We start from the raw sequence: 25,185 nt of genomic DNA, 5'->3' as shown, positions 1-25,185 counted from the left end.
CAATGGATAATGGGGGAGATCATTGGATAAGGATAACGAAACTAAAAAAGAAAATCTCAAGAATGATCATAAAAATACTGTCAAAAAGCCCAAAAGGAAAAGGGTGCAGATAGATCCGGAGTACCAGTGGGAGAGTCTTCATCATAAATCCATCAGGATGAATGAGAGGAATGTTAATCAGAATCTCCATGATGAGCATGAAAAATCCCATAAAAAAAGACGGCTTACAGAACATAAGATGATGGTAAAGTTTGCCATCGGCAGTATCATTTTCTTTGTTTTTCTGCTTTTCTGCATTTTCCTGGGGAAGAGAATCAGATCCGGAATCAATGAGACACAGGAGGTCTCGGAAAGCAGCAGTACAGCGGCAGATGAGAACACTCCTACAGGAGATGAATCAGAAGAAGAAACCACAGCCTCAAAATATCTGATCGAAGAGAACGTGGCGCCGCCCAATGACATTGAAAACCTCGATATCATCGGAGGAAACGGAGAGCTTATAGGCTTCTCCTTCCCGGATCAGCAATGTGAAAAGTGGATGCTTATGGAGAAGCAGATTGATAAGGTGCTTCATGCTTCCGGATATAATGCAGACTTTAAATATGCTGTGGAGCAGCCTCTGGAGGAAGGCCCTTCAGTGGAGGGATTCCATAAAGATAAGCTGGTTAAAAAGCAGATTGAGGATATCGAAGAGCTGGTAAAAGAAGGAGCGGGGATCATATTTGTGGCCCCCGGGGATGTTTCGTCGGAAGCCCTTGCAGCGGAGCTTACACAGGTGAAAAACTCGGGTATCTATGTTGTCGCCATCGATCATGTACCCATGAGAACAGACGGTGTGAATTTCCTTTTTGGATGTGATGACTACCATGTGGGTGAAACCATGGGTAATTACATCGTTGATGCGCTGGATCTCAAGCATGCTACAGCGGAGGAGCCAAAGACCGCGGAAATCTTTACGGGAGACATGTCGGATGAGACCCTGTACTTCAGGTTCCCGGGTCTGATGGAAGCATTGTTTCCGTATATCGATTCCGGAGCCCTTGTTATACCTTCCGGGCAGATAGAGCTTGAGCAGGTGAGTACATTGGACAACAGTGAGTCTGAGGCCTATGAACGTATGAAGGAGCTTCTTGCCGAGGTTTATACCTCCGGAAATCTTGATGCTGTTATATGTATTGACGATGTGCTTGCGGGAGGCGTATCCAGGGCGATGGCTGAGGCCGTTATGGACGGCACATATGGAGGAACTATGCCGGTCATAACCGGAGACGGTTCAAGTGAAGAGGCTCTGGACAGGATACTTCAGGGAAAGCAGTCAATGTCTGTATTTTACGATCCTGCGCAGTATGCTTTCAGTATAACAGAGCTTGTGGACGACATATATCACGGCACAGAGATTGAGATCACGGACGCTGAGATGTACCAGAACGGGGCGATTGTGGTGCCCGCTATCGAGTTGTTTCCTTTAGTTGTGACGGCTGAGAACTATGAGGATATGATAGTGGATACCGGGTATCTGCATACGAAGGCGTTGTTGGATTGATTACATATCCGAAATAATGTTTTTGAGTCAACTATCAAGTGATGATCAATTGACTTATAACTCGAAAAGCGGAGGATGGGTCAAGCAGGAGCAGGGTTCTGTATGACTCAAATCACGAGAAATGAAGAATGGGTCAAGCAAGAGCAGGGTTCTGTATGACTCAAATCACGAAAAGCGGAGAATGGGTCAAGCAAGAGCAGGGTTCTGTATGACTTAAATCACGAAAAGCGGAGAATGGGTCAAGCAAGAGCAGGGTTCTGTATGACTCAAATCACGAAAAGCGGAGAATGGGTCAAGCAAGAGCAGGGTTCTGTATGACTCAAATCACGAAAAGCGGAGAATGGGTCAAGCAGGAGCAGGGTCCTGTATGACTTAAAACACGAAAATCGAAGTATGGGTCAAGTTTGGCTGAATTTTTCTCAGCAGGAACCAAAGGGTGATGTTATAGAGAAATAAAATATCCTATGTTATACTTTTTGGAGAAAAAGCAAATTTAAATGTTTCAGTTCATCCGTCACCAGGGTTCCGGATGAGCTGCTACATTAAAATAGAATTTATAGAATGGAGATCAGTTATGAAATTAGTAATCGGAAATGATCACTCATCAGTAGATATGAAGAAGGAAATCAAGGAGTATCTCGAGGGAAAAGGGATCGAGATGATTGATGTTGGAACCAATTCAACAGACAGCTTCAATTATCCGATTTCAGGATACCGCGTAGGAAAGATGGTTGCAGAGGGAAAGGTTGACGGCGGTATCGCCATCTGCGGAACCGGCGTAGGCATCAGCCTTGCATGCAACAAGGTTGACGGTGTTCGTGCCTGCTGTTGCAGCGAACCTTATTCTGCTGAGATGAGCAAGCGTCACAATAACGCAAATGTTATATGTTTCGGTGCGAGAGTCATCGGTATCGAGACTGCAAAGCAGATTGTTGATGCCTGGATCAATGCTAAGTTCGAGGGCGGACGTCATGAGACCCGTGTTAATATGATCATGGAGATTCAGGATACACAGAAGCTTAAGGCAGCAGAGGAATAAGATAGTTTTTTAAAACTCCCGGTCATTTTGACCGGGAGTTTTTTTGTGGGACTAACATTATAAAAATCGGACTTTTAGCCGTATATTCAAGTGTCAAAGTAAAGTGAAAGGAGCGAAGTGTTATGAGAAAGAGGATTGCGGCTGTGGCTGTGGCAGGGTTGATGGTAATGAATATTTCTGCCTGTCAGACACCGAACACAAGTGTTAATACTAACGGAAGTGCCGAAGCCACTGTGGGTGCTGCGGAAGGAGCTTCAACTGTTGCAGAAAACGAAACAGTTGAGGCTGCTCAGGGTAAGTCAACGGAAGAATCAGAATCGCAGGAACAGGAAGCAGTTGAGGCTGCAGGCATAGAAAAGAAAACTTTGCCCCTTTATGTTACATCTGCAGATAACAAACAGGAAATAGACCTTTACTTTGTGGATGGCAGTGTGATCCCTTATGTTTCCGTTGCAGATATTTCTTCACTTCTTCAGCAGGTTTACGAAAGTGATAATCCGGCAGAGCCTTTTTATGAACTTAAGTATGAGACTGACGGGAATCAAGCTGGGTATGCTCGAGGTGCCTACAAGCTTGATTTTGATTTCGAAAATGACACCATCGAGTTTAATGATTACGATGCCTTTTTCAAAATGGATAACAGTCTGTTGGTAGATATGGTGTGCCTTACCGCCAATACCGCAAAACTGTTTCAGCAGAGCAGCCTGTCCACAGACAGATATGGCAAGGTGGTAACATTTGACCTTAAGCCCTACGGCATAAAGCTTATAAGGGACAAGGATGGTTATTACGCGCCGCTTCAGACAGTAAGTGACGTGATCTTCAGCTATTATGAGAATATGGCGCTTTATAATGGAGACAGCGTTATCATAGCGGCATATATGGATGATGATCTCAAGAAGATATTCAATTCCGGAAGCGAAAAATGGAGTGAAGAGCTGGCGGAGTTTTCATATAATGAGATCTGTTTTGCCCTGGACTACCAGTATGGATTAAAAGAGATCCATGATATCGAAAGTTTCGATAAGCTTCTCAGCGAAACCGGCTTAAAGAGTGAGTTTTTAAGCTCAGATGAGACAGTGGCGGAAGCTGCATTATATAAGCTTATATATCTTTATCTCGGAGATCTGCACAGTCAGTTTAACGGAATATCCTATATGACAGACAGGGACAAATTAACCGGGATGGTGAGCCCCATAGGGATGGGACTCGCAGGTACAGCCTGGGGAAATGACAGGGATGAGTTGAGCACTGCGCGGGATAAACATTATCCTGAGGGGATTCCGGCGTATGAGGAAATCTGGAATACCGCATATATAACTTTTGATCACTTTACGGACAGAAAGCCGGAAATCGACTATTTTGCCGAGCCGACAGATGAGGATAACAGCGATGCGGATACCATCAGGTTAATGCAGTATGCCTGCCAGCAGATACTGAGGGAAAACAGTCCTGTTGAAAATGTTGTTATGGATCTGTCCATCAATGGGGGCGGCGATACCTGTACGGCTGAGTATGTTATGGCAACATTTTTGGGACAGGCAGATCTCAGCGCCAAAAATACACTTTCAGGGGCTATGACTGATGCTGTATACACTATCGATACAAACCTGGACGGGGAATTTGATGAGAAGGACACTCTGGCAGGAAAAGGCCTTCATCTTTTCTGCCTGGAATCACCGGTGAGCTTTTCCTGCGGAAACCTTGCGCCGAATGCATTCAAAGCCTCTCACAAGGTAACCTTGCTGGGACAGGAATCCGGCGGTGGATCATGCTCAGTACACTGCTTCTCCACAGCAGGTGGAAGCCAGTATCAGGTATCGGGTTTCAGAAGATTTTCCATCATGAAGAACGGATCCTTCTATGATGTGGACAGGGGAGCACAGCCTGACTACTTCATAGGCGAGTTCGACAGGTTCTATGACCGTAAGAACCTGACGGAATATATCAATAGTTTGTACTAGGGTAAAAATCATGAAGAAACAAAGAAGGATAATGTTTTCGACCGTTCTGCTTTCGATGACAATGTGTGTGTTGTCGGCATGTAAGTCATCGGCCGCTGCCCCTAAGGCGCAGAAGGAAACGGAAGCTGTCATACAGGTGCAGAAGGAAACAGAAGCTGCCACGCAGGAGGAAAAAGGGAAGAATAAGTCTTCAGCTAAACAGGATGTAGCCAGGTTATCCAGAGAACCGGAAACCTCCAAAGAAGAGAATGAAAAAGGCAGTATTTTTGATATAACAGAAGATAAACTGAACCCGAATATTTCCGATTTTCTTGAAGATATCGATGAAGAAGACCGGGATGCGCTTATGAGCATGGCAGTTGATAATGCTTACTCGGTCAACTGGCCCATGCTTTGGATCGTGGTGAAAAGGGTCAATGTTGACGGCAAAGGCTTTGATGGCAAAAAGGTACATTTGGATGTGGAAATGAGCGATGAAGAGGCTGAGTATCTGCTTAATGATATGTCTGAGAGATTTGCCAATCGTGTCAGTGAATACACCAATGGACTCGTAAATGTAGAGATCACCACAAAGCTCTGTGATGAAGTGACTTATCTCGACAAGGATCTGTGTTCGTTGGTTCCGGAATCCTTTGGGGAGTTTGCAGATACATTTTCTGACTACAATTCTGTGATGTGCACTGCAAGATATGCAGACCACGAGGATCCGACATTGGCCCAGGACTGGGCGGGACTGGCTTATCCTGACGTTATGGATGGAAACTACAGTTTCAGTCAGATTCAGACGGACAGTTATCTCGATTCCTTTGAGAATGGTGCTTTACTGGCAAAGTTTGATGACAACCCGGTTCCCGAGGAGGCATATATCCACGAATGGCTTCATACTTTCGAAACCTTCGAGACCATCATGTGGGACTGCGACGGCAATCCCGATGATGCCGAGGTTTACGGCTATGAATGCAAGACTCATTTCGGAGCAAACGGGTTTTATGAGTATTACAAGGATCTCCTGAATCGTGACGTCTGGAGCGAAGAGAAGAAGGATTACCTCGGCATGGGTGATGAGCTCTGGAGAACTTACGCAATGCTGATGGACTTTGTGAAGGGAAGATGATGAAAAGAGCCACCGGGGACGGTTCTCGCCGGCGAGAACCGTCCCCGGTGGCTCTTACACAGTCCGTCCTTTGATTCCTGACTCTTTTAATGCCTTCAGGAATGACTCTCTATTCAGGCCTGCGATGAGTTCCTCCGGGAAATGAACTTCTTCAAGAAGAACCTTTGTCTTCTCAAAGCGGCCAATGAGGTTTGAGATATGTGCATCGGTGGCGATGGAAACCTTGCAGCCTTTCTCGGCACAGATTTCAAGAAGCTCTTTGCAGCGGCTTCTGGTTATGCTGTCCTCCGCCTCGCTGCCAAACTCAAAGCTGTGTTCATTAACCTCAAGAAGCTTGTTGAGACTCTTTGCGGCATCAACGATAGCCCTGAAATCCACATCCAGACCGCTTCTTCCGAGGTGACCGAGGATGAAAACTTTCTCATCCTGAAGGGCCTTTATATACATGTCAGTAAGCTGGTTTCTGCCAGCCCCTTTTGTAAATGCCTTTCCATGTATGCTTGCGATTACATAATCCATTTTTCTGGTAACCAGCTCATACAGATTTGTGGGTCTTATGGGGTCTCCGACGATATTTTTGTCGATGCTGATGTCTTGTCCGAACAGTCCTCCATCAAGATTCACTATATCTACCTCGCAGCCTGAGAGAAGTGTCACGCCCATCCATTCCTTTGGCCAGATGGTTGGAGAAGTTGCAAGGTACTGATAGTTTTTGAGATTAGTATATTCCGGCCAGAGCATTTCCGAAAAATGGTCTGTGGATGTCAGAAGCTCTATTCCGTTTTCTTTGGCCTCGATAACATTTTCCTTTATGGTTGAGTAGGCATGCCTGCTGTATAAAGTATGTGTATGTGTGTCACATTTTATATCGTACATAGATTACCTCCGGAAATTCAAAAGATATAACAAACATATAACACGAACCGGCAAAACAGTCCGATTTTATGTTACTATTCTGACTTTGTGGCAAAAGCCGCTTGTTACTGGTAGAATATGCTTGAAATCATAACACAGATATAATATTTTTTTAAGGCACATAATGACCAAAAACATTCGCTTATAGAGGAGATCAATATGTCAGAATCTTTGGTTTCAAACGGAAAAATAGTTTTAAAAAAGGGTGAGGGCCGCACCATCAAGGCGGGCGGAGCCTGGATCTTTGATAATGAAATCGACCGGTATGAAGGTGAATATGAAAACGGAGATATAGTCACCGTTTCCGACTTTGACGGCTTCTTCATGGGTTACGGTTTTATAAATCACAATTCCAAAATAAGAGTTCGAATGCTTTCGAGATGGAGAAAGGAACCCATCGACAGAGAGTTTCTCCGGAAGAGAGTGAAGAATGCCTGGGACTACAGAAAGACCGTGGTTGATACAAGTTCCTGCAGAGTCATCTTCGGTGAGGCTGACTGGCTTCCGGGACTCACAGTTGATAAGTACGAGGATGTGCTGGTGGTTGAGTCATTGGCACTTGGAATCGACAGACTCAAGGAAATGATACTTGAGGATCTGGTTGAGATTTTGAAGGAAGACGGCATTAGCATAAGAGGAATCTATGAGAGGTCTGATGCCCCGGTCAGAAAGAAAGAGGGCATGGAGCCGCACAAGGGGTTCATCGGGCCTGAGTTCGATACTGATGTTCTCATCACAGAGAATGGCGTTAAGTATATGGTGGACGTTGTAAACGGTCAGAAAACCGGATTTTTCCTTGACCAGAAGTACAACCGTCTATCTATCCACAAGCTTTGCAAGGGCAAGAAGGTGCTGGACTGCTTCACCCACATGGGAACATTTGCTTTGAATGCAGGTATCGCCGGGGCAGCTTCCGTTGAGGGCCTCGATATCTCTGAGCTTGCGGTGCAGCAGGCTACTGCCAATGCTGAGAGGAACGGTCTTTCCGATACAGTTCACTTCCGCGTGGCTGACGTGCTGGATGAGCTTCCGAAGCTCAACAAAGCCGGGGAGAAGTATGACGTTGTGATCCTAGATCCGCCGGCATTTACAAAATCAAGAGAAGCCACAAAGGCAGCTATCCGTGGCTACCGCGAGATAAACATGCAGGGCATCAAGCTTGTAAAAGACGGTGGTTACCTCGCAACCTGCAGTTGCAGCCACTTCATGACTCCTGAGCTTTTCACCAAGACCATTGCCGAGGCAGCCAACTCCGTTCACCGCCGCCTCCGTCAGGTAGAGTACCGCACCCAGTGCTCCGACCACCCTATCCTCTGGGCCAAGGATGAAAACAGCTACTACCTTAAGTTTTATATCTTCCAGGTTTGTGACGAGAAGTAATTTAAAAAGGTTACACAGAAACCAGTGGGGACGGTTCTCTCCGGAGAGAACCGTCCCCACTGGTTTGCCCAAGAAATCACCCAAGAAATTATAAAACCAGCTCACGTAAATGGATTAAAATCCACTTACGCGGGCTGGTTTATTCTTTCGGAAAAGAATTCCGGATATTACTGACACCTGAAATGTAGTCCATGGAAACATCATAAAATTGGGCAAGCAGAATCAATCGCTCGACCGGAATTCTGGAACGATAATCTTTTTCATATTCATTGTAGGTTTGTTGGCTGATGCCAAGCTCGTGGGCAATAGCCTTCATAGGGAGATTTTTTTCTTCCCTGAGTTCTCTGATTCGCTCGTAATATTTCATAAATGTTTCATGGAATTCTCCTCGGAACATCATATAAACATTTTAAACCCGCGGTTGATTTTACTGGAATATCCAGTAAAATATATATCATATTCGTTTATTATCGTGTTTAGTTTCCTGATTTTTAGGAAATCGAACTTTGGCATGTGAATGTCTGAGATAAATAACGAAAGCAAGAGTTTTTAGTAGGAGAATAGAATAATGGGGACAAATGACGACGATGAGGTTGTGATCGATCTGCTGGACATGCTGGCTTATTTTTTCCAAAAATGGAAATATCTGCTGGCAGGTCTTGTTTTTGGTGTCCTTTTGATAGGATGTCCGCTTACATACAGGCAGTACAGGCAGATTCAGAGCAAATATGCTGATACAACGCTGGATGCCATACAGGAAGACATGACCAAGGGAGAAATCGAAACAGTCAACCAGCTATATAATCGTTATAAGACTTTTAGGAAACGAATTACAAATAATCAGTATTATATGGATCATTCTATTCTCATGAATATGGATCCCAACAATGTTTCAAATTACTATGTGAGCTATGTATTTGAGGCAGATCAGCGGACTGCGGTGGATTATTTTAATGATTTTTCACTAAATCTTGATGATTATAAAGACATTGCTTTGATTCTTGGAAATGAGGCTGACCCCAGATTTGCATATGAAGTACTGAGTATTCGATGTACCGCAGCAGCTGATGACAAGATCATTGATGCGGATATGCCGGATAAGATAATTGTCAATGGAGATATTTCAAATAAATACCGTGGCCTGGTAAAACTCAGAATCAAGGCAAGTAACAGAGAACAGTGTGAAAAAATTGCCGGGATTGTTGACAAGGCACTATCAAAAGCTGTGACAGAGTTAACGGATATCGGAGTTACAGTAAAGCTGACCCAGTCAGGAGTGAACTATACAGAAAGTGTAGACACGGGACTGGTGGAGCAGCAACAGTCAAGGATGGCAATGGGAAGTGAACTTGTTGCCAGCTATAATGCATTTGAAAAAGATAATAAGTCCTCCCTTAACAGCCAGGAGCAGAAACTGTTTGAATACATGATCCATCATGATGATTTCGTTACACAGAGACCTAGCTGGAAGAAATATGTTGTTGTCGGTGGATTTGCCGGAGCATTTGCTGTAGCAGTAGTTTTATGTCTCATGTATTTGTTTGCAGGTGATTTTAAGACGGTTGAAGATGTTTCAAGATTCACCGGAATAAAGCTGGTCGGATGCATTTACAAGAAAGAAAAACCCTTTAAAGGATTAGATAAACTGTTTCTCGGAATTGCCAAAAGCATCAAACTACGAGGACATGCTGAGCAGCAGGATGAAGAGGCTGCGGCGGTAACTGTAACAAGGATAACAGAGTACTGTAAGCAAAAGAACATTGATCACATTTTTATTGCCAGAGATGATTCATCCGATTATGCAAAAACCATAACTGATCAGATGGTTAATGATTTAAAAACCCAGATTTCAGGTGTTGAAGCAGGTGACCCTTTAAAATCACCTGAAGATCTGAAGAAATTACATTCTTCTGATATGGTTGTGAGAATGATCACATTAGATAAGGCACGTAAGCTTGCACTGAAAGAACTTCAGGAAATGTGCGGAGAAGTAAGCATTCCTATATTTGGAGATGTAGTGATCATCAATTCATAAAATCAAAAAGCTCGTGTAGGCAGATTATGACCTACACGGGCTTTTTTACTTTTGGACTAAAAGTCCTAATATTTCTCCGATTCAAAACATCATATTTCTCCGATCGAAACCCTCACATTTCTCCGATTCAAAACATCATTTTTCTCCGATCGAAACCCTCATATTTCTCCGATTTGCCACTGCATTCTACTCTACAGCCTTGCCTCTTCCCCATCCTGCTTCGGCAGCCTGAAGTACACTGTCACCAGCATCGTTGAGAATGCAGCGGTTCCGCCGATTATGTTTGAAATCGGCTCAGCGGCAAATACACCGTCGACACCCATGTAAAGCGGAAGTATCAGGGTCAGCGGAAGGATAATGATGATCTTCCTGAGAGTTGAGAAGAATATAGCCTTCTTCGACTGGCCAAGAGCTGAGAACACTGACTGTCCGCAGAACTGTCCCATCTGGAAGATAAAGGCCAGAAGGTAAAGCCTGAGGCAATGAGTTCCCACGGTGATGGTTTCCATATCCGGTGTGAAAATGCGGATAAAGAAGGTCGGGAAGATCAGTATAAGTATCCAGACAAGTCCGCCGTAACTGCTTGCGGCAGCAGACGCAAAGACGATGCCCTGCTTTAAACGCTTGTATTTTCTCGCTCCGTAATTGAACCCAAGCACAGGCTGTGAAGCGTGAGTGATGGCAGTTCCCGGAAGGGAAATAAAGTCTCTTATGGAATTAATGATGGCAAAGATGCCAATGTATAAATCTCCGCCGTAGTCACGGAGCATGATGTTGCAGGCTGCCTGAGTTACGGTGTTGGTGGATTTCATTAAAAAATTGGCAAAGCCCAGGGTGGCGATCTCACGGGCTATCCCGCTGTTGAAACGTATCTCTGAAAGCTTAAGTCTGTACAAAGCTTTTTCTGAAAGCAGAAATCGTACAACCCATACAGCGCTTACTATCTGAGAAATGACAGTTGCTATTGCGGCTCCTACCACACCCCAGTTTAAAACAAACATTAAAATCGGATCCAGAATGATGTTCAGTATGGCACCTATGGCTGTGGTTATCATACCGATTCTCGGGAAGCCCTGGGCACTGATGTAGTAATTAAGCCCTGAGCCCGTCATGAAAAATACTGTTCCCAAAATGTAAATCGTGAAATAACTTTTGGCATAGGTATAGGTGGCATCACTGGCACCCAGGGCATAAAGCATTGGCCTCATAAAAATAAGAGTCAGCACAGTCATGACTACGGATGTCACGATAAGAAGAAATGCACTTTCACTCATGATGCTGTGAGCCCGGTTTCCATTCCCTTTGCCTCTGGCTATGGAAAAGAGTGGGGTTCCGCCGATGCCGAACCAGTCTGTGAATGCAGTGATCAGCGTTATGATCGGGAAGCAGACACCGACTCCCGTCAGGGCAAGGCCGTTGGAACCCGGGAGGTGCCCGATGTATATTCGGTCGACTATGTTGTAAAGGAGCTGTATGATCTGAGCCACCAGTAGCGGAATGGACTGAGCCATGATGGCTTTAATGACAGACCCCTTTGAAAAATCCGTAGCGGTTGATGCCAAGGTGAAACCTCCTGAAGATGTGGTAAATATTAGGCAGCAAATATCATCCGCAGATGCGTGTGCTTTGCGTCATATATGATGGACCAAGGGGACGGGGTTAGTGGTTCATTTTGTCAAAATGAACCACTAACCCCGTCCCCTTGGTCCACCGGCTGAATTTTTACGATATATTAGTAAAAAAATATATAGTATCTGTTTTTCAGTGTATCACCGTATTTCGATATGGTAAAATAGCTATTATTGATGCCCGGTATAGTATTGTCTGCAGCATGGTGTGAATGCGTAACATTAAATCGGGTATAAGTGAATAATGTTTAAAATGTGAATATACACGTCCGCATATCACTGCGGAGGAAACGGAGAATATGTCATGAAAAAAATGATTTCCTGGAATGTTAACGGTCTTCGTGCCGTTATGGGCAAGAACTTTATGGAAGACTTTCAAAAACTTGATGCCGATATCTTCTGTCTTCAGGAGACGAAGCTTCAGGCCGGACAGATAGATTTGGACCTCCCGGGATATCACCAGTACTGGAACTATGCTGAGAAAAAGGGATATTCCGGCACAGCTCTTTTCACTAAAGAGGAGCCTCTGAATGTGACCTACGGCATGGGAATTCCGGAGCATGATATGGAAGGCCGTGTCATAACGGCAGAGTTTCCGGACTATTATGTTCTCACTGTTTACGTTCCAAATTCCCAGGGCGAACTTAAGCGCCTTCCCTACAGAATGGAGTGGGAGGACGCCTGGAGGAATTATATAAGCGAGCTTGATAAGAAGAAGCCGGTCATCTATTGCGGAGATCTCAATGTTGCCCACGAGGAAATAGACATTAAAAACCCGGCAACAAATCATCATAATGCAGGCTTCACGGATGAAGAACGTGCCAAGTTCTCGAGACTCCTGGCAGCAGGCTTTGTTGACAGTTTCCGTATGCTTCATCCGGACGCCGTAGACGAGTACAGCTGGTGGTCCTACCGCATGAAAGCAAGGGAAAGAAATGTGGGCTGGCGTATAGACTACTTTGTTGTATCCGAAAAGCTGAAGGACAGGATTAAAGATGCAAGCATTCATCAGGAGATAATGGGATCGGATCATTGCCCGATAGAGCTCTGCATTGAATGATCATACAAATGATCTAAAATTCGATAGTGCTGATGAAATAGATTTAAGAATAAAGCATTAAAGGACTTTTCTCAAAAAAAGCCCGAGCTTGCGGTGCAGCAGGCTACTGCCAATGCTGAGAGAAACGGTCTTTCCGATACGGTTCATTTCCGCGTGGCCGACGTGCTTGATGAGCTTCCGAAGCTCAATAAGGCGGGTGAGAAGTACGATGTGGTGATCCTTGATCCGCCGGCATTCACCAAATCAAGAGAAGCAACGAAGGCAGCTATCCGTGGCTACCGTGAGATAAATATGCAGGGAATCAAGCTCGTTAAGGACGGTGGTTACCTCGCAACCTGCAGCTGTAGTCATTTCATGACCCCTGAGCTATTCACAAAAACCATTGCCGAGGCAGCCAATTCAGTTCACCGCCGTCTCCGTCAGGTGGAGTACCGCACCCAGTGCTCAGACCACCCGATCCTCTGGGCGAAGGACGAGAACAGCTACTATTTGAAGTTCTACATTTTCCAGGTGTGTGATGAGAAATAGGGTTCGGAAACGTTGAAAAATATTGATTTTACAGGTTATTCATAATGAAAAGCCGTCGTGCTTTTGGATTATATCCATCAGCACGACGGCTTCTTTACTATGGATTTGGATTTTTGATTTAGCTACATACTCATCCATAATCAGGATAATAAATTTTTACTATTTTACCTTAGACAGCAGTTCTTCCTGTATTTCTTTGACTAAATCAATCGGATATGCACAGAAATCCGCAATCTCTTCGGGGGTTTTTCCTCTGCGAAGCATATCGGAAATGTGATTCCGTTCATACTTCTTTTCGCCTTTCTTTTCGCCTTGTCTAAATCCGTCTTTAAACCATATATCCTGTCTGAGTTCTATTATCTGTCCGCCCAAGAGTGTCACCATCCTTCCCTTTAAATCTGGATCAAGTTTTCGTGTTACATAATTAAGTACGATCCTTGAAAGCTCTGCAAGGTTACGGGTATCGTCTTCTGACAGTACCTTGGTCTCACATGCTTTCATAAATCTGTCATAACAATTTTTAAGCTCTGAATATATTCTATCATACTCGGCTTTGTTGGAAGCTTTAATTTTTTCGATTCGTTTTTTTGATAATTTTTTAGATGGTTTTCTGGATATTCTTTTAAGACGATTTTCAAATCTGATTGAATAGAATGGAATCAGGAAGAACAGACCATTACTGAAGATTTCGTCGGCTGAGAAAGCCCGGATGTTCATTACCGGAACCGGCATGACTATTTCCTGATCGGAATAACGATAGATTATTTCTTTCTGAGAAAACTTCGGTGAAATTGAGGGAGCTCTTAGATTTATCAATCCCGAACTCGGAAGTTCTACAAGAATGGAGCTCTTTGAATCAGTTAGTCTGGCATTGTCGATAGCTATACGCAGGTTATATTCAACGAGGCGGAAGAGGATGCTCCCGTCCTGGGTGGACTGGCATTCGATATGATAGTATTTTCCTCCGATTTTGAAGCAGCTGTCAGTGAATCTTTTGGAAATAGTAGTTCTTGTGTCGCCATCTATTATGAGATAGCGTTCATTGGCTATCCGTTCTATTTCTTTTAGGTCAACGAGCTCGGCTTTGACGTGAAACATCTGCTCTATAACGGCGACCATTAAATGCCCTGCTTTTTGAGTAGCTGTCTTAAAGACGGAATCAAAGAGCATACCGGGTGAATTATCTGTTTCATCATTGGGCATGTATTGTTTTGTTACCTCCGTAATTACTTGATTATGCATGTAGATGATAACAGATAATTCACAGATTGCATATGCTCTAAAAAACGACCATATTAATCATTGACTCTGATTTGAAAAAACACGATTAGGGTCATAAAGACTTGCTGGAATCAATGACTCAAAATAGAGATGTTTGGAATGGAGTCATATAAACTGGTTAAAGCTATTGACTCAAAAATGAAAAAACACGATTAGGGTCATAAAGACTTGCCGAAATCATTGACTCAAAAATGAAATTTCTTGATTTGAGTCATTTTGACTGCGTAGATCAATGACCTAAATTAGACATGTTACGTTATGAGTCATATAGGTGCACTTAATTAAATGACTTATTAAGAAGAATATGTGTATGTGGTCAATCCGCAGAGGTTATTTTGGGGGTGTGGGCTGGTTTTTGTTTTACCGACTGATTATTTCACCTGCTTATAAGTAACAGTTCAACTGTGCCCTCCGACTCGAGCCTACATATAAACGGAAAAATATTCTATTTGATATTTTTATGTGATATACTTATTCCAACTATACATAAATGTATTTATCCTATCCCTTATATGCCACACCGGGGAACAAAAGTAAGGAAAAAATGTTTGGATTAAGAAAAGAAAATAACATATATATATTTGAGGCAGTGGTCCATACCGACCAACTGTTCCTCAATCTATATGACGGTAACAGAAAGGTTCGACAGATAGCCTTTGATCCGTACCAACGTATAGGCGATGTGTGGAAGCTTGAGATTTCGGAAGATATCTCAGGCTACAGCTATTGCTATGAAGCGGACGGACATGTTTTTACCGATCCCAACGGAACGGTATTTGAAGGAAGGAAAAAATTCGGTTACCTCAAGGATGGCACCAGGATACTGAAAACCCCTGTGGGGGAAGCAGTGGCCATGCCTGAGATCAGCGAGGAGTGGATGAAGGACAGACCTTTGGAAACTCCCTATGACGAAACTATCATTTATCGTCTTCATGTAAGAGGATTCACGGAGCACAGCTCCTCCGGACTCAAAAACGATGTCCGGGGCACATTCCAGGGCATCATAGAAAAGATACCATATCTTAAATCCCTGGGAGTAACTGCGGTGGAACTCATGCCGGCCTACGAATTTAACGAGGTAATGCTCCCGGACTACGGCAGCAAGAATCCCTATCAGACAGAGGTTAAGCCTACAGGCCGCATAAACTATTGGGGCTTCACCAAAGACGCCATGCAGCTGGCGCCCAAATCAAGCTTTACCTCAGATCACAAAAACCCTAGAAACGAATTTCGAAAAATGGTGTATGAACTGCACCGGAACAATATAGAAGTAATCGTCGACCTGTATTTCACCTACGAGACATTACCGGACTACATAACCACGGTGATGAGGTACTGGCGCATCAACTATCACGTGGACGGCATCCATATGATAGGTTCAGCCCCCTACAGCGTCATCGCCCGTGATCCTTATCTCAGCAGATTCAAGATCTGGGCCGACAGCTGGGAGGATCCGAACCGCGGAAATGACAGATACGGAGCCTACCGCCATGCGACCACGAAATACCTTGCGGATTACAATGACGGCTTCCAGAACGACATGCGCCGCATCCTGAAGGGAGACGAGAGCATGCTGCAGGCCCTTATGAGCAGGATCAGATACAATCCTGAAGAGCGGGCAAACATCCAGTATATGGCCAATGTCTCCGGCATGAGTCTCTATGATGTCCTGAGCTATGACAGAAAGCATAACGAAGGAAATCATGAGGACAACCGTGACGGCACCAACATGAACTTCTCCTGGAACTGTGGAGAGGAAGGTCAGACAAGAAAGAAATCCATCAAGCAGCTTAGAAGGAAGATGTGGAGGAATGCTTACCTCCTCCTCATGCTCAGCCAGGGAACTCCCCTTATAAACTCAGGTGATGAGTGCGGGCAGACGAGACTTGGCAATAACAATGCCTACTGCCAGGACAACAACATTAACTGGCTTGACTGGCGGCTTCTTGATAAGAACAAAGAGCTTTACGAGTTCGCAAAATACATGATCGCCTTCAGGAAAAATCACAAGGTATTCCATCAGAGCCAGGCGCTAAGGATGCTGGACTACCGTTCCGTAGGCATCCCGGATTTAAGCTTCCACGGCGAGAATGCCTGGAGGCCGGAGATGGAAAACTTCAGGCGTCAGCTCGGAGCCATGTATGCCGGTGAGTATGCGGATGATGACACCTTCCTGGTGCTTTACAATTTCCACTGGGAGAAACATGACTTCATGCCGCCGCATGCTCCTGTAGGCAAGAAGTGGGCAGTAGCCATAGATACTTCAAAGGATGACATTAACGGCATCTACCCTGAGGGGCAGGAGCTGGAGCTGGATATCTCGGATATCATAGTTGAGCCGAGAACCATAGTGGTTCTTAAGGCTGTAAAGGATAAGAGCTATAAGCCGAAGAGGAAGAGAGCAGTCCGGAAGAAAAAGGACGTGACTGACAACGGAAAAACAGCTGAGGGCAGCCCAGAAACCCCGGAGCAGGAATCAAAAGCTAAGGGCAGCCCTAAAACTCCGGTGAAGAAGTCAAAAGCTGATACAGATGCCGCGGCATCTTCAGAAGATACAATTAGTAAAGAGAAAAAGAATGAAGCAATAAAAGGCGCTTCTCGAAAGAAGCGCTAAGGAGGAGAGGAACTCATGACCGAAAAATTATATGATGTAATGAATTGGGCAGATGTAGAAGATGTAACTTATGCGGAAACAGCAGATCCCAAACACATTCTTGGAGCGCACGTTGTTCCTGAGGGACTATTGATCCAGGCTTTTGTTCCTACGGCAAAAGACATCGAAGTAAAGATCCAGGGAGACAGGGTTTATCAGATGGAGCTTGCGGATGAAGAAGGCTTCTATGCAGTGCTGGTTCCCATGAAAAAGAAGTGGGAGAAGGAACTTCCCAAGTACTCCTATATCATTACCTATGATAATGACACCACCACCGAGTCTGAGGATCCTTATTCATTTGCTTCCATCTATACCGAAGAGGATATCAAGAAATATCAGGCCGGCATCTGGTACAACATCTATGACAAGATGGGCGCACACCCCATCACCATCGACGGGGTAAAGGGCGTAGTATTCTCAGTATGGGCGCCTAATGCTGAGCGCGTGTCAGTAGTTGGCGACTTTAATATGTGGGACGGAAGACGCAACATGATGCAGAGACTTGGGAATTCAGGTGTATTTGAGACTTTTATTCCTAAGCTCACTCCGGGAACAGTTTATAAGTATGAGATCAAGTGCCGCCATAAGGAGCCTTTCCTGAAGACTGACCCTTATGCAAATGCAATGGAGATGCGTCCCAACAATGCCTCCGTTGTAGCTGATCTTGAGAAATTCACCTGGACAGATAAGGCCTGGGAGGACAGGAAGCTTGAGCTCAAGACTTCCGGAATTAAAGAACAGCCTATGAGCGTTTACGAGGTTCACCTCGGATCCTTCGCCCGTAAGCAGATAATGATAAATGAAGACGGAACCGAGGTTCCGGGCTCAGAATTCTATAACTACAGAGAGCTTGCAAAGAAGCTTGCTGCATACGTAAAGAAACAGGGCTACACACATGTGGAGCTTATGCCTATCATGGAGCATCCTCTTGATGCAAGCTGGGGCTATCAGGTATCAGGCTACTATGCACCAACAAGCCGTTACGGAACACCTGAAGATTTCATGTTCTTTGTTAACCACCTTCACAATGAGGGAATCGGTGTTATCCTTGACTGGGTTCCTGCCCACTTCCTGAGAGACACCTGGGGACTTGCCCAGTTTGACGGAACAGGACTTTATGAGAATCCGGATCCTGTACTTGCAAGCCATCCTCACTGGGGAACCCTGACATTTAACTATCGTAAGAACGAGGTTTCAAACTTCCTCATCGGAAGCGCTATGTACTGGGCTGACAAGTATCATGTTGACGGACTCCGTATGGATGCCGTAGCGTCAATGCTTTATCTTGACTACGGACGCCAGGGTCAGGGAGCACCGAGAAATATCTACGGCGGAAATGAGAACCTTGATTCCGTAGAGTTCCTTAAGCACCTGAACTCACAGTTCCACAAGAGATTTCCGGGAACACTCCTTATAGCTGAGGAGTCAACGGCATGGCCTAATATCACAAGCTCTGTAAAGGATGAAGGACTGGGCTTCGACCTCAAGTGGAATATGGGCTGGATGAATGATTTCCTGGGATATATGGAGACAGATCCTTTCTTCCGTAAGGGAAGCTACAACCAGCTTACATTCTCAATGCTTTACAACTACTCTGAGGACTTCATGCTTGTGTTCTCACATGATGAAGTAGTTCACGGCAAGCGTTCACTTCTCGGAAAGATGCCGGGACAGACCTTTGAAGAGAAGGCAAGAAACCTCCGTACCGCTTACGGCTACTTCTGGACACATCCCGGAAAGAAGCTTCTCTTCATGGGACAGGATTTCGGCCAGTATGATGAGTGGTCCGAGAATCAGGAGCTGGAGTGGAACCTTCTTGAGTATCCGGTTCATAAGGAGACCCAGGACTTTGTTAAGGACCTCAATGCCATCTACAAGGCACAGCCTGCATTATGGCAGCTTGACTACTATCCGGACGGCTTTGAGTGGATCAACTGCAGCTACAGCGATCTTTCCATGGTGATGTTCATCAGAAAGACCGATAAGCCGGGTGAGACCATCCTTGTAGTTACAAACTTTGATAATGTTGCCCATCCGAAGTTCAGAGTGGGTGTTCCGTTTATGTGTAATGCCAAGGCCCTGATCTCAACAGATGATGAGAAGTACGGCGGCTTCGGTATGGTTAAGCATACACAGATAAAGGCAAAGAGAATTCTCTGGGACGACAGAGACTTTGCCGTAGACCTCGACATCCCGTCCATGTCTACAACCGTTTATCAGCTCACACCTTGTGCGGAAGCAGATGAAAAGGCTCCTGCAAAGAAGGCTGCAGCAAAGAAGAGTACCTCAAAGAAATCCTCAAAGAAAGAGGATACCGAAGAAAAGTTAGCAGCAAAGAAAACAGCAGCTGCCGATGTTGAGGTTGTAAATCTTTCAGACGCCAAGAAGCCGGCTGCAAAAAGGACAACTGCCGGAAAAAGTAAAAGTACGACAAAAACCACAGCAGGCAAAGCAAAAACGGACAGCAAGCTGACAGTAAAAAAGCCGGCGGCAAGCAAAGCTTCAAAGCAGGCTTCAGGGGCAGCTCGTAGACGTAAAGGATAAGTAAGAATTCAAACTTTATAAAGATTTGGACTTGTGCCGAAATATACATGAAGGGTATGGAAGCATGGGCTAAATTTTACAGCTTGTGAATAAAAGACCCATGGGCACCGGAAAGCTGGAGCCTATGGGCCTTTGAAGAATATACCTGTGTATGGAGATATCCCGGTTTCACCGGGATAAGGTCTGTCATAACGGCAGGAGAGAAGCACATACTCGATAATAGGAGAATGGTCAATGAAAAAAGCAGGCGTGTTGATGCCGGTATTTTCTTTTCCCGGAAAATACGGCATAGGAACATTGGGGAAAGAGGCGTACAGTTTTATAGATGTTCTGCGGGATACCGGAAATAAGATCTGGCAGGTGCTTCCCATGGGGCCGACCGGTTTCGGGGATTCACCCTATCAGTCGTTCTCGGCATTCGCAGGAAATCCTTACTTTGTGGATCTGGAGGCTCTTATAGAGGAAGGGCTTCTCACTGAAGAAGATCTGGAGGATCCGGAGGAGTTCGATTTCGGTGACGGCGAAGCCATTGCGCTTCTTAAAACTCTATGGCAGAAAAAAGCCTGGGAGGGCGACGAGAAGGCAAGGAATCTGCTGTCCACCCTGAACCAGGATGATGATAAGTACGAGGAAGAAGACAGCCCATTCAAGGTAAATTACGGCAAGATCTATGTAAGTAAATTTAAAGCACTGAAGCTTGCTTTTGAGAACTACAGGAAGCAGGGCGGAAAGATCGATAAGATCTACAAGGAGCTGAGACCGGAGACCGTAGAGTATTGCGTTTTCATGGCAATAAAAAACAACTACTTCGGTGCAAGCTGGGATGTCTGGCCGGAAGATCTTCGAGACTGTGAGAAAGCAGCGGTCGAAGAATTCAAAGCCGCTCATAAGGATGAGATAGATTTCTATGCTTTCATCCAGTACCTCTTCAATAAACAGTGGGGTAAGCTCCATGAGTATGCAAAGATCAAAGGCATTGAGATAATCGGTGACATACCTATCTACTGTGCCCCGGATTCCGCGGATGTCTGGGCTCATCGTGAGCTTTTTCAGTACACTGAGAAGGGCGAGCCCAAGAAGGTGGCAGGAGTTCCGCCAGATGCATTCTCAGCAACGGGACAGCTTTGGGGAAATCCTCTCTACAGCTGGGACGTTCATAAAAAGACCGGATATAAGTGGTGGCTTTCACGTATGGATTACTGCCTGGAAATGTATGATACCCTGAGAGTTGACCATTTCAGAGGTTTTGAAGCATATTACGCTATACCTTACGGTGATGAAACCGCTGAAAACGGAGAGTGGGTTCCGGGACCGGGAATGGACCTTTTCGACGCCATGACAAAGCATTATGGCAGGAAGGACCTTCCCATCATCGCAGAGGATCTCGGTATCATCACGGATGAGGTGAAGGAGCTTATGAAGAAAACAGGCTTCCCGGGTATGAAGATACTTCAGTTTGCCTGGGATTCTGGTCCTGATAATGCTTACCTCCCACACAGTCTCACGACGCCTAACTGCATTTACTACACCGGCACACATGACAACGACACCCTTAAAAACTGGTTTGAGACCTTACCGGACTGGATAAGGAACTATATGTACATGTACATGAGCAGGTCTCACAATGACTGGAATGCCATGCCGGAGCTTCTGATCAGGCTTTCCTTGAGCACCGTGGCGGATACGGTTATAGTACCTGCGGGGGATTATCTGGGTCTGGGAGCCGAGGGAAGGATAAACACCCCCGGAACCAGCGGAGGTAACTGGCAGTGGAGAATGAGTAAGGGCGCCTTTACCGATGAGATAAAGCGGAAGATGTCTGAGATCGTCGGAGTTTACGGACGGTATTATCATAAGGAGGAGGCTGTTCCGGTAGAAGAAACAACTCCGGAGGATGAAAGCCTTCTGGAAGAAGAGAGCTTTTGATTTATTCACGAAAAAAGCCCCGGTTCGTTGTGAACCGGGGCTTTTTGCAGCTGTCTTTATTTAGTTGACTGAGAAACTTGCCTGAGCTTCGTTGCCGGCGAGATCCTTTACATAGACTGTTATGGCATCGCCTGCCATGGAGAAGGTAACTCTTCCGGTGGTCTGATTGATATCTGTGGGCTTAACATTGTTACCCAGATTATCGATACCGTAGATGGAATCCCAGTTTATGCCGGATTGAGTATCGGAAACATCGAACTCTAGATAACCTGCGCCAAGTACGATGGAATCCTCATCGATAACAGGATTTGCCTCATCCAGGAGATTAACCTGTATATATGTTGATTTTGTCATCTGGTTAATGGCTACGGCCTTTACTGTCAGATTACCGTTGTTTGTGAGTGTACACTTGTAAGTTGAACCATTCTTCTCAAGAGGAACTTCCTGTCCCTCGATGGTAGCTGTGACTGATTTCATTGGAATAAGGGATGAAACCTTGAAGGAGACATCAGCGCTTTTGTAATCCTTTGTATCAGGTTCATCAGCAGTAATGGTCGGTGTCTGGATAACGAAAAACAGGATGAGACCGTTGATCACCAGATACGGAATCAGGAATCCGAGGAAGAATCTCAATATCCCTGACTTTGAAGAATCGTCCTTTATTTGGCGTCCCTGAGCACTGTTACGTGAAGGGCGTCTGTCTGTATTTGCTCTTGTCATATTTACCTTTCTGTGATAATAAGAATCACTGCGCATATAAGTCCAACGTAATATTAGACTTATGTGAGTATAACAAAATGAATCTTGCGTTACAAGACGGTTATTGTTATACTTATCAATACTTGAATACTATTTTCGGAAAATTTAATCTTTTTATCGATAATTATTTCCCAAAACACTTATAAAATTACATTTAATGATAGATATTTACTATATCAAACAAGAGTTATTCGTTGAGAGATATTTCCAATAATCTGGGTATAGTCATTTATATTTTCAGAATTAAAAATCAATCATAAATACTTGCTCAAGAACAATCAGTCAGTGATATAAATCTTGCGCCAACCGATCAAGGAGGATACATGGCAGACGAAAAAGACGAGAAAATGACAGCTGAGTCTAAGCCGGTTAGCAGAAGAACCAGAACTAAGGCTGTTAAGGAAGAAAGCGGTGATGCAGCTGAGAAAAAGCCGCGAACAGTCCGTAAGACAAAAGCAAAAGCTGAAGCTGCGGAAGCTGTTGAGAAGGAAGTCACGGCAGCAGGGGAAGCAGCGGCTGATTCCGGTGAAGAAAAGCCGAAAAAGCGCACAACCAGACGTACTGTGAAAAAAGCGGAAGAGGCAGAAGGCGCTCAGGGTGCTGCAGCAGAAGAGAAGAAGACAGTCCGTAAGAGAACCACAACCAGGAAAACTGCGTCTAAAAAGAGTGATGAGGAAGAGGCTCAGGCTGAGAGTTCTGAGACTGTTTCTGCAGACAGCGTAACGGAGAAACTGTCCGATACATCCGCAGTTCAGGCAGAGGGCAGTAATGACGAAGCTCCGGCGAAAGCATTGGCAGCAGAGGCTTCCGATGATACTGACGCAAAGGTTCAGGAGAACAGGACAAATGCCCATCACAAGACCATAGTTGTTAACAGAAAGGGCATCCACGGGGTTAAGCCTGTCAGAAGTCAGGGCAGGGACACAAGGAATGAGCATTATACCCAGAGAACCGATAATGTTAACAGGCCGGAGTCTGTGAAAGAGGCAGGAAGTGTTCCAAAGCAGGAAAATCCTTACAAGGAATCTGAATTTATAGAGAAGGATGCTGCCGATCGTACAGAAGAAGATATGGCAACACGAGATGCCGCTATCGCTAAGGCTGCCGAGAATGAAAAGACCGATGAGCTTGATAACGAGACTCAGAAGACTCCTACAGGAAATCCCTGCGGCGGAATCCTTGAGGTTATGCCGGATGGCTTTGGATTCACAAGATCCGAGAATTTCCTTCCGGGCGAGAGTGATGTTTATGTAAATCCGGCTATCATCAAGAGATACAGACTTAAGACCGGTGACGTCATCAAGGGACTTTACAGAAGTAAGAATCCCAATGAGCGTTTCGGTGCTCTTTCCTATATAGAGACAGTTAACGGTAAGCCGCTCAGTGCTATTTCCCAGAGAAAGAGCTTTGACCAGCTCACACCGGTATTTCCAAATCAAAGAATAAAGCTTGAAGTTGATGGCGAGAAGGCTCCTACATCATTACGTATTCTTGACCTCCTTGCCCCTATCGGTAAGGGACAGAGAGGAATGATCGTGTCACCGCCTAAGGCAGGTAAGACCACGCTTCTTAAGCAGGTTGCCAAGGCTATAGTTAAGAATGAGCCAAAGATGCATCTGCTTATCCTTCTTATTGATGAGCGTCCCGAGGAAGTTACGGATATGAAGGAAGAGGTAGAGGGAGGACTTGTTACAGTTATCTACTCAACTTTCGATGAGCTTCCGGAGCATCATAAGAGGGTTGCGGAAATGACTATCGAGAGAGCAAAGCGCCTTGTTGAGCAGGGTGAGGATGTTACAATACTTCTTGACTCCATCACAAGACTTGCAAGAGCCTACAACCTGGTGGTTCCCGCCTCGGGAAGAACCCTTTCAGGAGGTCTGGATCCTGCGGCTCTTCATATGCCTAAGAGATTTTTCGGTGCTGCAAGAAATATGCGAGAGGGAGGCTCTCTTACCATCCTTGCAACAGCACTTGTGGATACAGGATCACGTATGGATGATGTTATCTACGAGGAGTTCAAGGGTACCGGCAACATGGAACTGGTGCTTAACAGAGAGCTTCAGGAGAGGAGAATATTCCCGGCTATCGATATCGTTAAGTCGGGTACACGCCGTGACGATCTGCTTCTTTCCGAGCTTGAACGGAAAGCGGTGGATATCATTCACAAGAGAACCTATGATGAGAAGGCCGGAGCCGCAGAAGAGGTTATCAGTCTTTTCGATAAGACCTTTAACAATGATGAGGTATGTCAGTTTATCGTGAACGGTAAGCCTGTGATGCGCAATTCCAATGCAACTGCCAACTCGGCAGCAAATCCGAATTCGAGACTGGCAATAAAGATAAACAGACCACAGTGAAATGGTACAGAAAATAATTCCTTGATGAAAAGGTATATTGAAATATACTGAATATTGATTTATTATAAAGATGTAAAAAGTGCTTACCGATAGACGGTTAGCCCTTTGTTGATTGGTTAAAATAACCGCTCAAGTTTGTTAGGCTTGTGGGCGGTTATTTTTTTGCAATCTTATATACAAGACCAATGATAGCAACTATCAGAATCCCAAATTGGAATAAATCAGAATAACTGACCATGGAGCCACGGCCTTCGATTTTTAATCGAAGGAGCCGCGCGGCTTTGAGCGGTTCAAAGGAATCCGTGAGGATTCCCACTTTATCCTTTCTGAAGGGACTTACAAAATGCCCTTCTAAATTGAAAGGGCTAACCGCCTACCGCATTGGCAAGCACTGGATGGGATTGTAACATAAAAGGCAGTATTATCATATGGTCTGAATTTCGACCATATTAAAAA

At 45.0% G+C, this 25,185-nt stretch carries 17 protein-coding genes and 1 pseudogene; 12 read left to right on the top strand and 6 right to left on the bottom strand.

Translation table 11 applies throughout. The features are described 5' to 3' along the window. Window positions 1–22: 22 nt before the first annotated feature. The 4 genes from BLV86_RS09385 to BLV86_RS09370 all read left to right on the top strand — a co-directional run bounded on the left by BLV86_RS09385 (window position 23) and on the right by BLV86_RS09370 (window position 5,660). Window positions 23–1,543 carry a substrate-binding domain-containing protein gene (locus BLV86_RS09385; RefSeq protein WP_090816495.1) on the top strand — a complete coding sequence of 507 codons (1,521 nt, stop codon included), beginning with the start codon at window positions 23–25 and terminating at the stop codon, window positions 1,541–1,543. Window positions 1,544–2,117: 574 nt separating this feature from the next. After that, on the top strand, window positions 2,118–2,582 hold the full coding sequence (rpiB, locus tag BLV86_RS09380; protein ID WP_090816493.1) for a ribose 5-phosphate isomerase B: 465 nt from the start codon (window positions 2,118–2,120) through the stop codon (window positions 2,580–2,582). Between the two features lie 122 nt (window positions 2,583–2,704). Further along, window positions 2,705–4,546 (top strand): S41 family peptidase, encoded by a 1,842-nt coding sequence (locus BLV86_RS09375; RefSeq protein WP_090816491.1) that lies wholly within the window; start codon window positions 2,705–2,707, stop codon window positions 4,544–4,546. A 10-nt stretch (window positions 4,547–4,556) separates the two neighbouring features. Next, window positions 4,557–5,660 carry a hypothetical protein gene (locus BLV86_RS09370; protein WP_139297905.1) on the top strand — a complete coding sequence of 368 codons (1,104 nt, stop codon included), beginning with the start codon at window positions 4,557–4,559 and terminating at the stop codon, window positions 5,658–5,660. Window positions 5,661–5,714: 54 nt separating this feature from the next. Here the strand turns inward: BLV86_RS09370 and BLV86_RS09365 are convergent, their stop codons facing one another. Next, the gene (locus BLV86_RS09365; RefSeq protein WP_090816488.1) at window positions 5,715–6,536 is read right to left on the bottom strand and encodes a PHP domain-containing protein; all 822 of its coding nucleotides are present in this window, start codon (window positions 6,534–6,536) and stop codon (window positions 5,715–5,717) included. 198 nt (window positions 6,537–6,734) lie between these two features. Between BLV86_RS09365 and BLV86_RS09360 the strand changes: the two genes are divergently transcribed. Then, complete coding sequence (locus BLV86_RS09360; protein ID WP_175456493.1) at window positions 6,735–7,955, top strand: class I SAM-dependent rRNA methyltransferase; 1,221 nt, start codon at window positions 6,735–6,737, stop codon at window positions 7,953–7,955. 139 nt (window positions 7,956–8,094) lie between these two features. Here the strand turns inward: BLV86_RS09360 and BLV86_RS09355 are convergent, their stop codons facing one another. Further along, a complete protein-coding gene (locus BLV86_RS09355) occupies window positions 8,095–8,322 on the bottom strand; it encodes a helix-turn-helix domain-containing protein (RefSeq protein ID WP_090816486.1) in 228 nt (75 codons plus the stop codon). Window positions 8,323–8,523: 201 nt separating this feature from the next. Here BLV86_RS09355 and BLV86_RS09350 point away from each other — a divergent pair, with 201 nt between their 5' ends. After that, window positions 8,524–9,990: a hypothetical protein gene (locus BLV86_RS09350; RefSeq protein ID WP_090816484.1), complete on the top strand. Its 1,467-nt coding sequence runs from the start codon at window positions 8,524–8,526 to the stop codon at window positions 9,988–9,990. A gap of 191 nt (window positions 9,991–10,181) precedes the next feature. On the opposite strand, the gene BLV86_RS09345 is transcribed toward BLV86_RS09350, so the two are convergent. Continuing rightward, entirely contained in the window at window positions 10,182–11,552 is a 1,371-nt protein-coding gene (locus tag BLV86_RS09345; RefSeq protein ID WP_242873277.1) for an MATE family efflux transporter, read from the bottom strand. 370 nt (window positions 11,553–11,922) lie between these two features. Between BLV86_RS09345 and BLV86_RS09340 the strand changes: the two genes are divergently transcribed. Continuing rightward, window positions 11,923–12,678, top strand: a complete 756-nt coding sequence (locus BLV86_RS09340; protein ID WP_090816482.1) for an exodeoxyribonuclease III — start codon at window positions 11,923–11,925, stop codon at window positions 12,676–12,678. An 84-nt stretch (window positions 12,679–12,762) separates the two neighbouring features. Beyond that, a pseudogene (locus BLV86_RS09335) lies at window positions 12,763–13,206 on the top strand (methyltransferase domain-containing protein); the annotation flags it as partial. 159 nt (window positions 13,207–13,365) lie between these two features. Here the strand turns inward: BLV86_RS09335 and BLV86_RS09330 are convergent. Then, on the bottom strand, window positions 13,366–14,409 hold the full coding sequence (locus BLV86_RS09330) for a hypothetical protein (RefSeq protein WP_090816480.1): 1,044 nt from the start codon (window positions 14,407–14,409) through the stop codon (window positions 13,366–13,368). A 622-nt stretch (window positions 14,410–15,031) separates the two neighbouring features. Between BLV86_RS09330 and BLV86_RS09325 the strand changes: the two genes are divergently transcribed. From BLV86_RS09325 to malQ, 3 genes are all read left to right on the top strand, one after another. Continuing rightward, window positions 15,032–17,101, top strand: a complete 2,070-nt coding sequence (locus tag BLV86_RS09325) for an alpha-amylase family glycosyl hydrolase (RefSeq protein ID WP_175456492.1) — start codon at window positions 15,032–15,034, stop codon at window positions 17,099–17,101. Window positions 17,102–17,116: 15 nt separating this feature from the next. Beyond that, window positions 17,117–19,684: a 1,4-alpha-glucan branching protein GlgB gene (glgB, locus tag BLV86_RS09320; protein ID WP_090816476.1), complete on the top strand. Its 2,568-nt coding sequence runs from the start codon at window positions 17,117–17,119 to the stop codon at window positions 19,682–19,684. 234 nt (window positions 19,685–19,918) lie between these two features. Continuing rightward, on the top strand, window positions 19,919–21,610 hold the full coding sequence (gene malQ, locus BLV86_RS09315; protein WP_090816474.1) for a 4-alpha-glucanotransferase: 1,692 nt from the start codon (window positions 19,919–19,921) through the stop codon (window positions 21,608–21,610). A gap of 60 nt (window positions 21,611–21,670) precedes the next feature. Here the strand turns inward: malQ and BLV86_RS09310 are convergent, their stop codons facing one another. Continuing rightward, window positions 21,671–22,330, bottom strand: coding sequence for a hypothetical protein (locus tag BLV86_RS09310; RefSeq protein ID WP_090816472.1), 660 nt, complete (start codon window positions 22,328–22,330; stop codon window positions 21,671–21,673). A 362-nt stretch (window positions 22,331–22,692) separates the two neighbouring features. On the opposite strand from BLV86_RS09310, the gene rho reads away from it, so the two are divergent. Then, on the top strand, window positions 22,693–24,729 hold the full coding sequence (rho, locus tag BLV86_RS09305) for a transcription termination factor Rho (protein ID WP_242840087.1): 2,037 nt from the start codon (window positions 22,693–22,695) through the stop codon (window positions 24,727–24,729). Window positions 24,730–24,883: 154 nt separating this feature from the next. Here rho and BLV86_RS18655 read toward each other — a convergent pair whose 3' ends face one another. Next, the gene (locus BLV86_RS18655; protein WP_242840089.1) at window positions 24,884–24,967 is read right to left on the bottom strand and encodes a putative holin-like toxin; all 84 of its coding nucleotides are present in this window, start codon (window positions 24,965–24,967) and stop codon (window positions 24,884–24,886) included. Window positions 24,968–25,185 lie beyond the last annotated feature (218 nt).

Source organism: Oribacterium sp. KHPX15 (genome assembly GCF_900107835.1).
GTDB lineage: Bacteria > Bacillota > Clostridia > Lachnospirales > Lachnospiraceae > Oribacterium.
The sequence above is the reverse complement of the archived record's forward strand: the minus strand, read 5'-3'. Positions and strand labels throughout refer to the sequence as shown.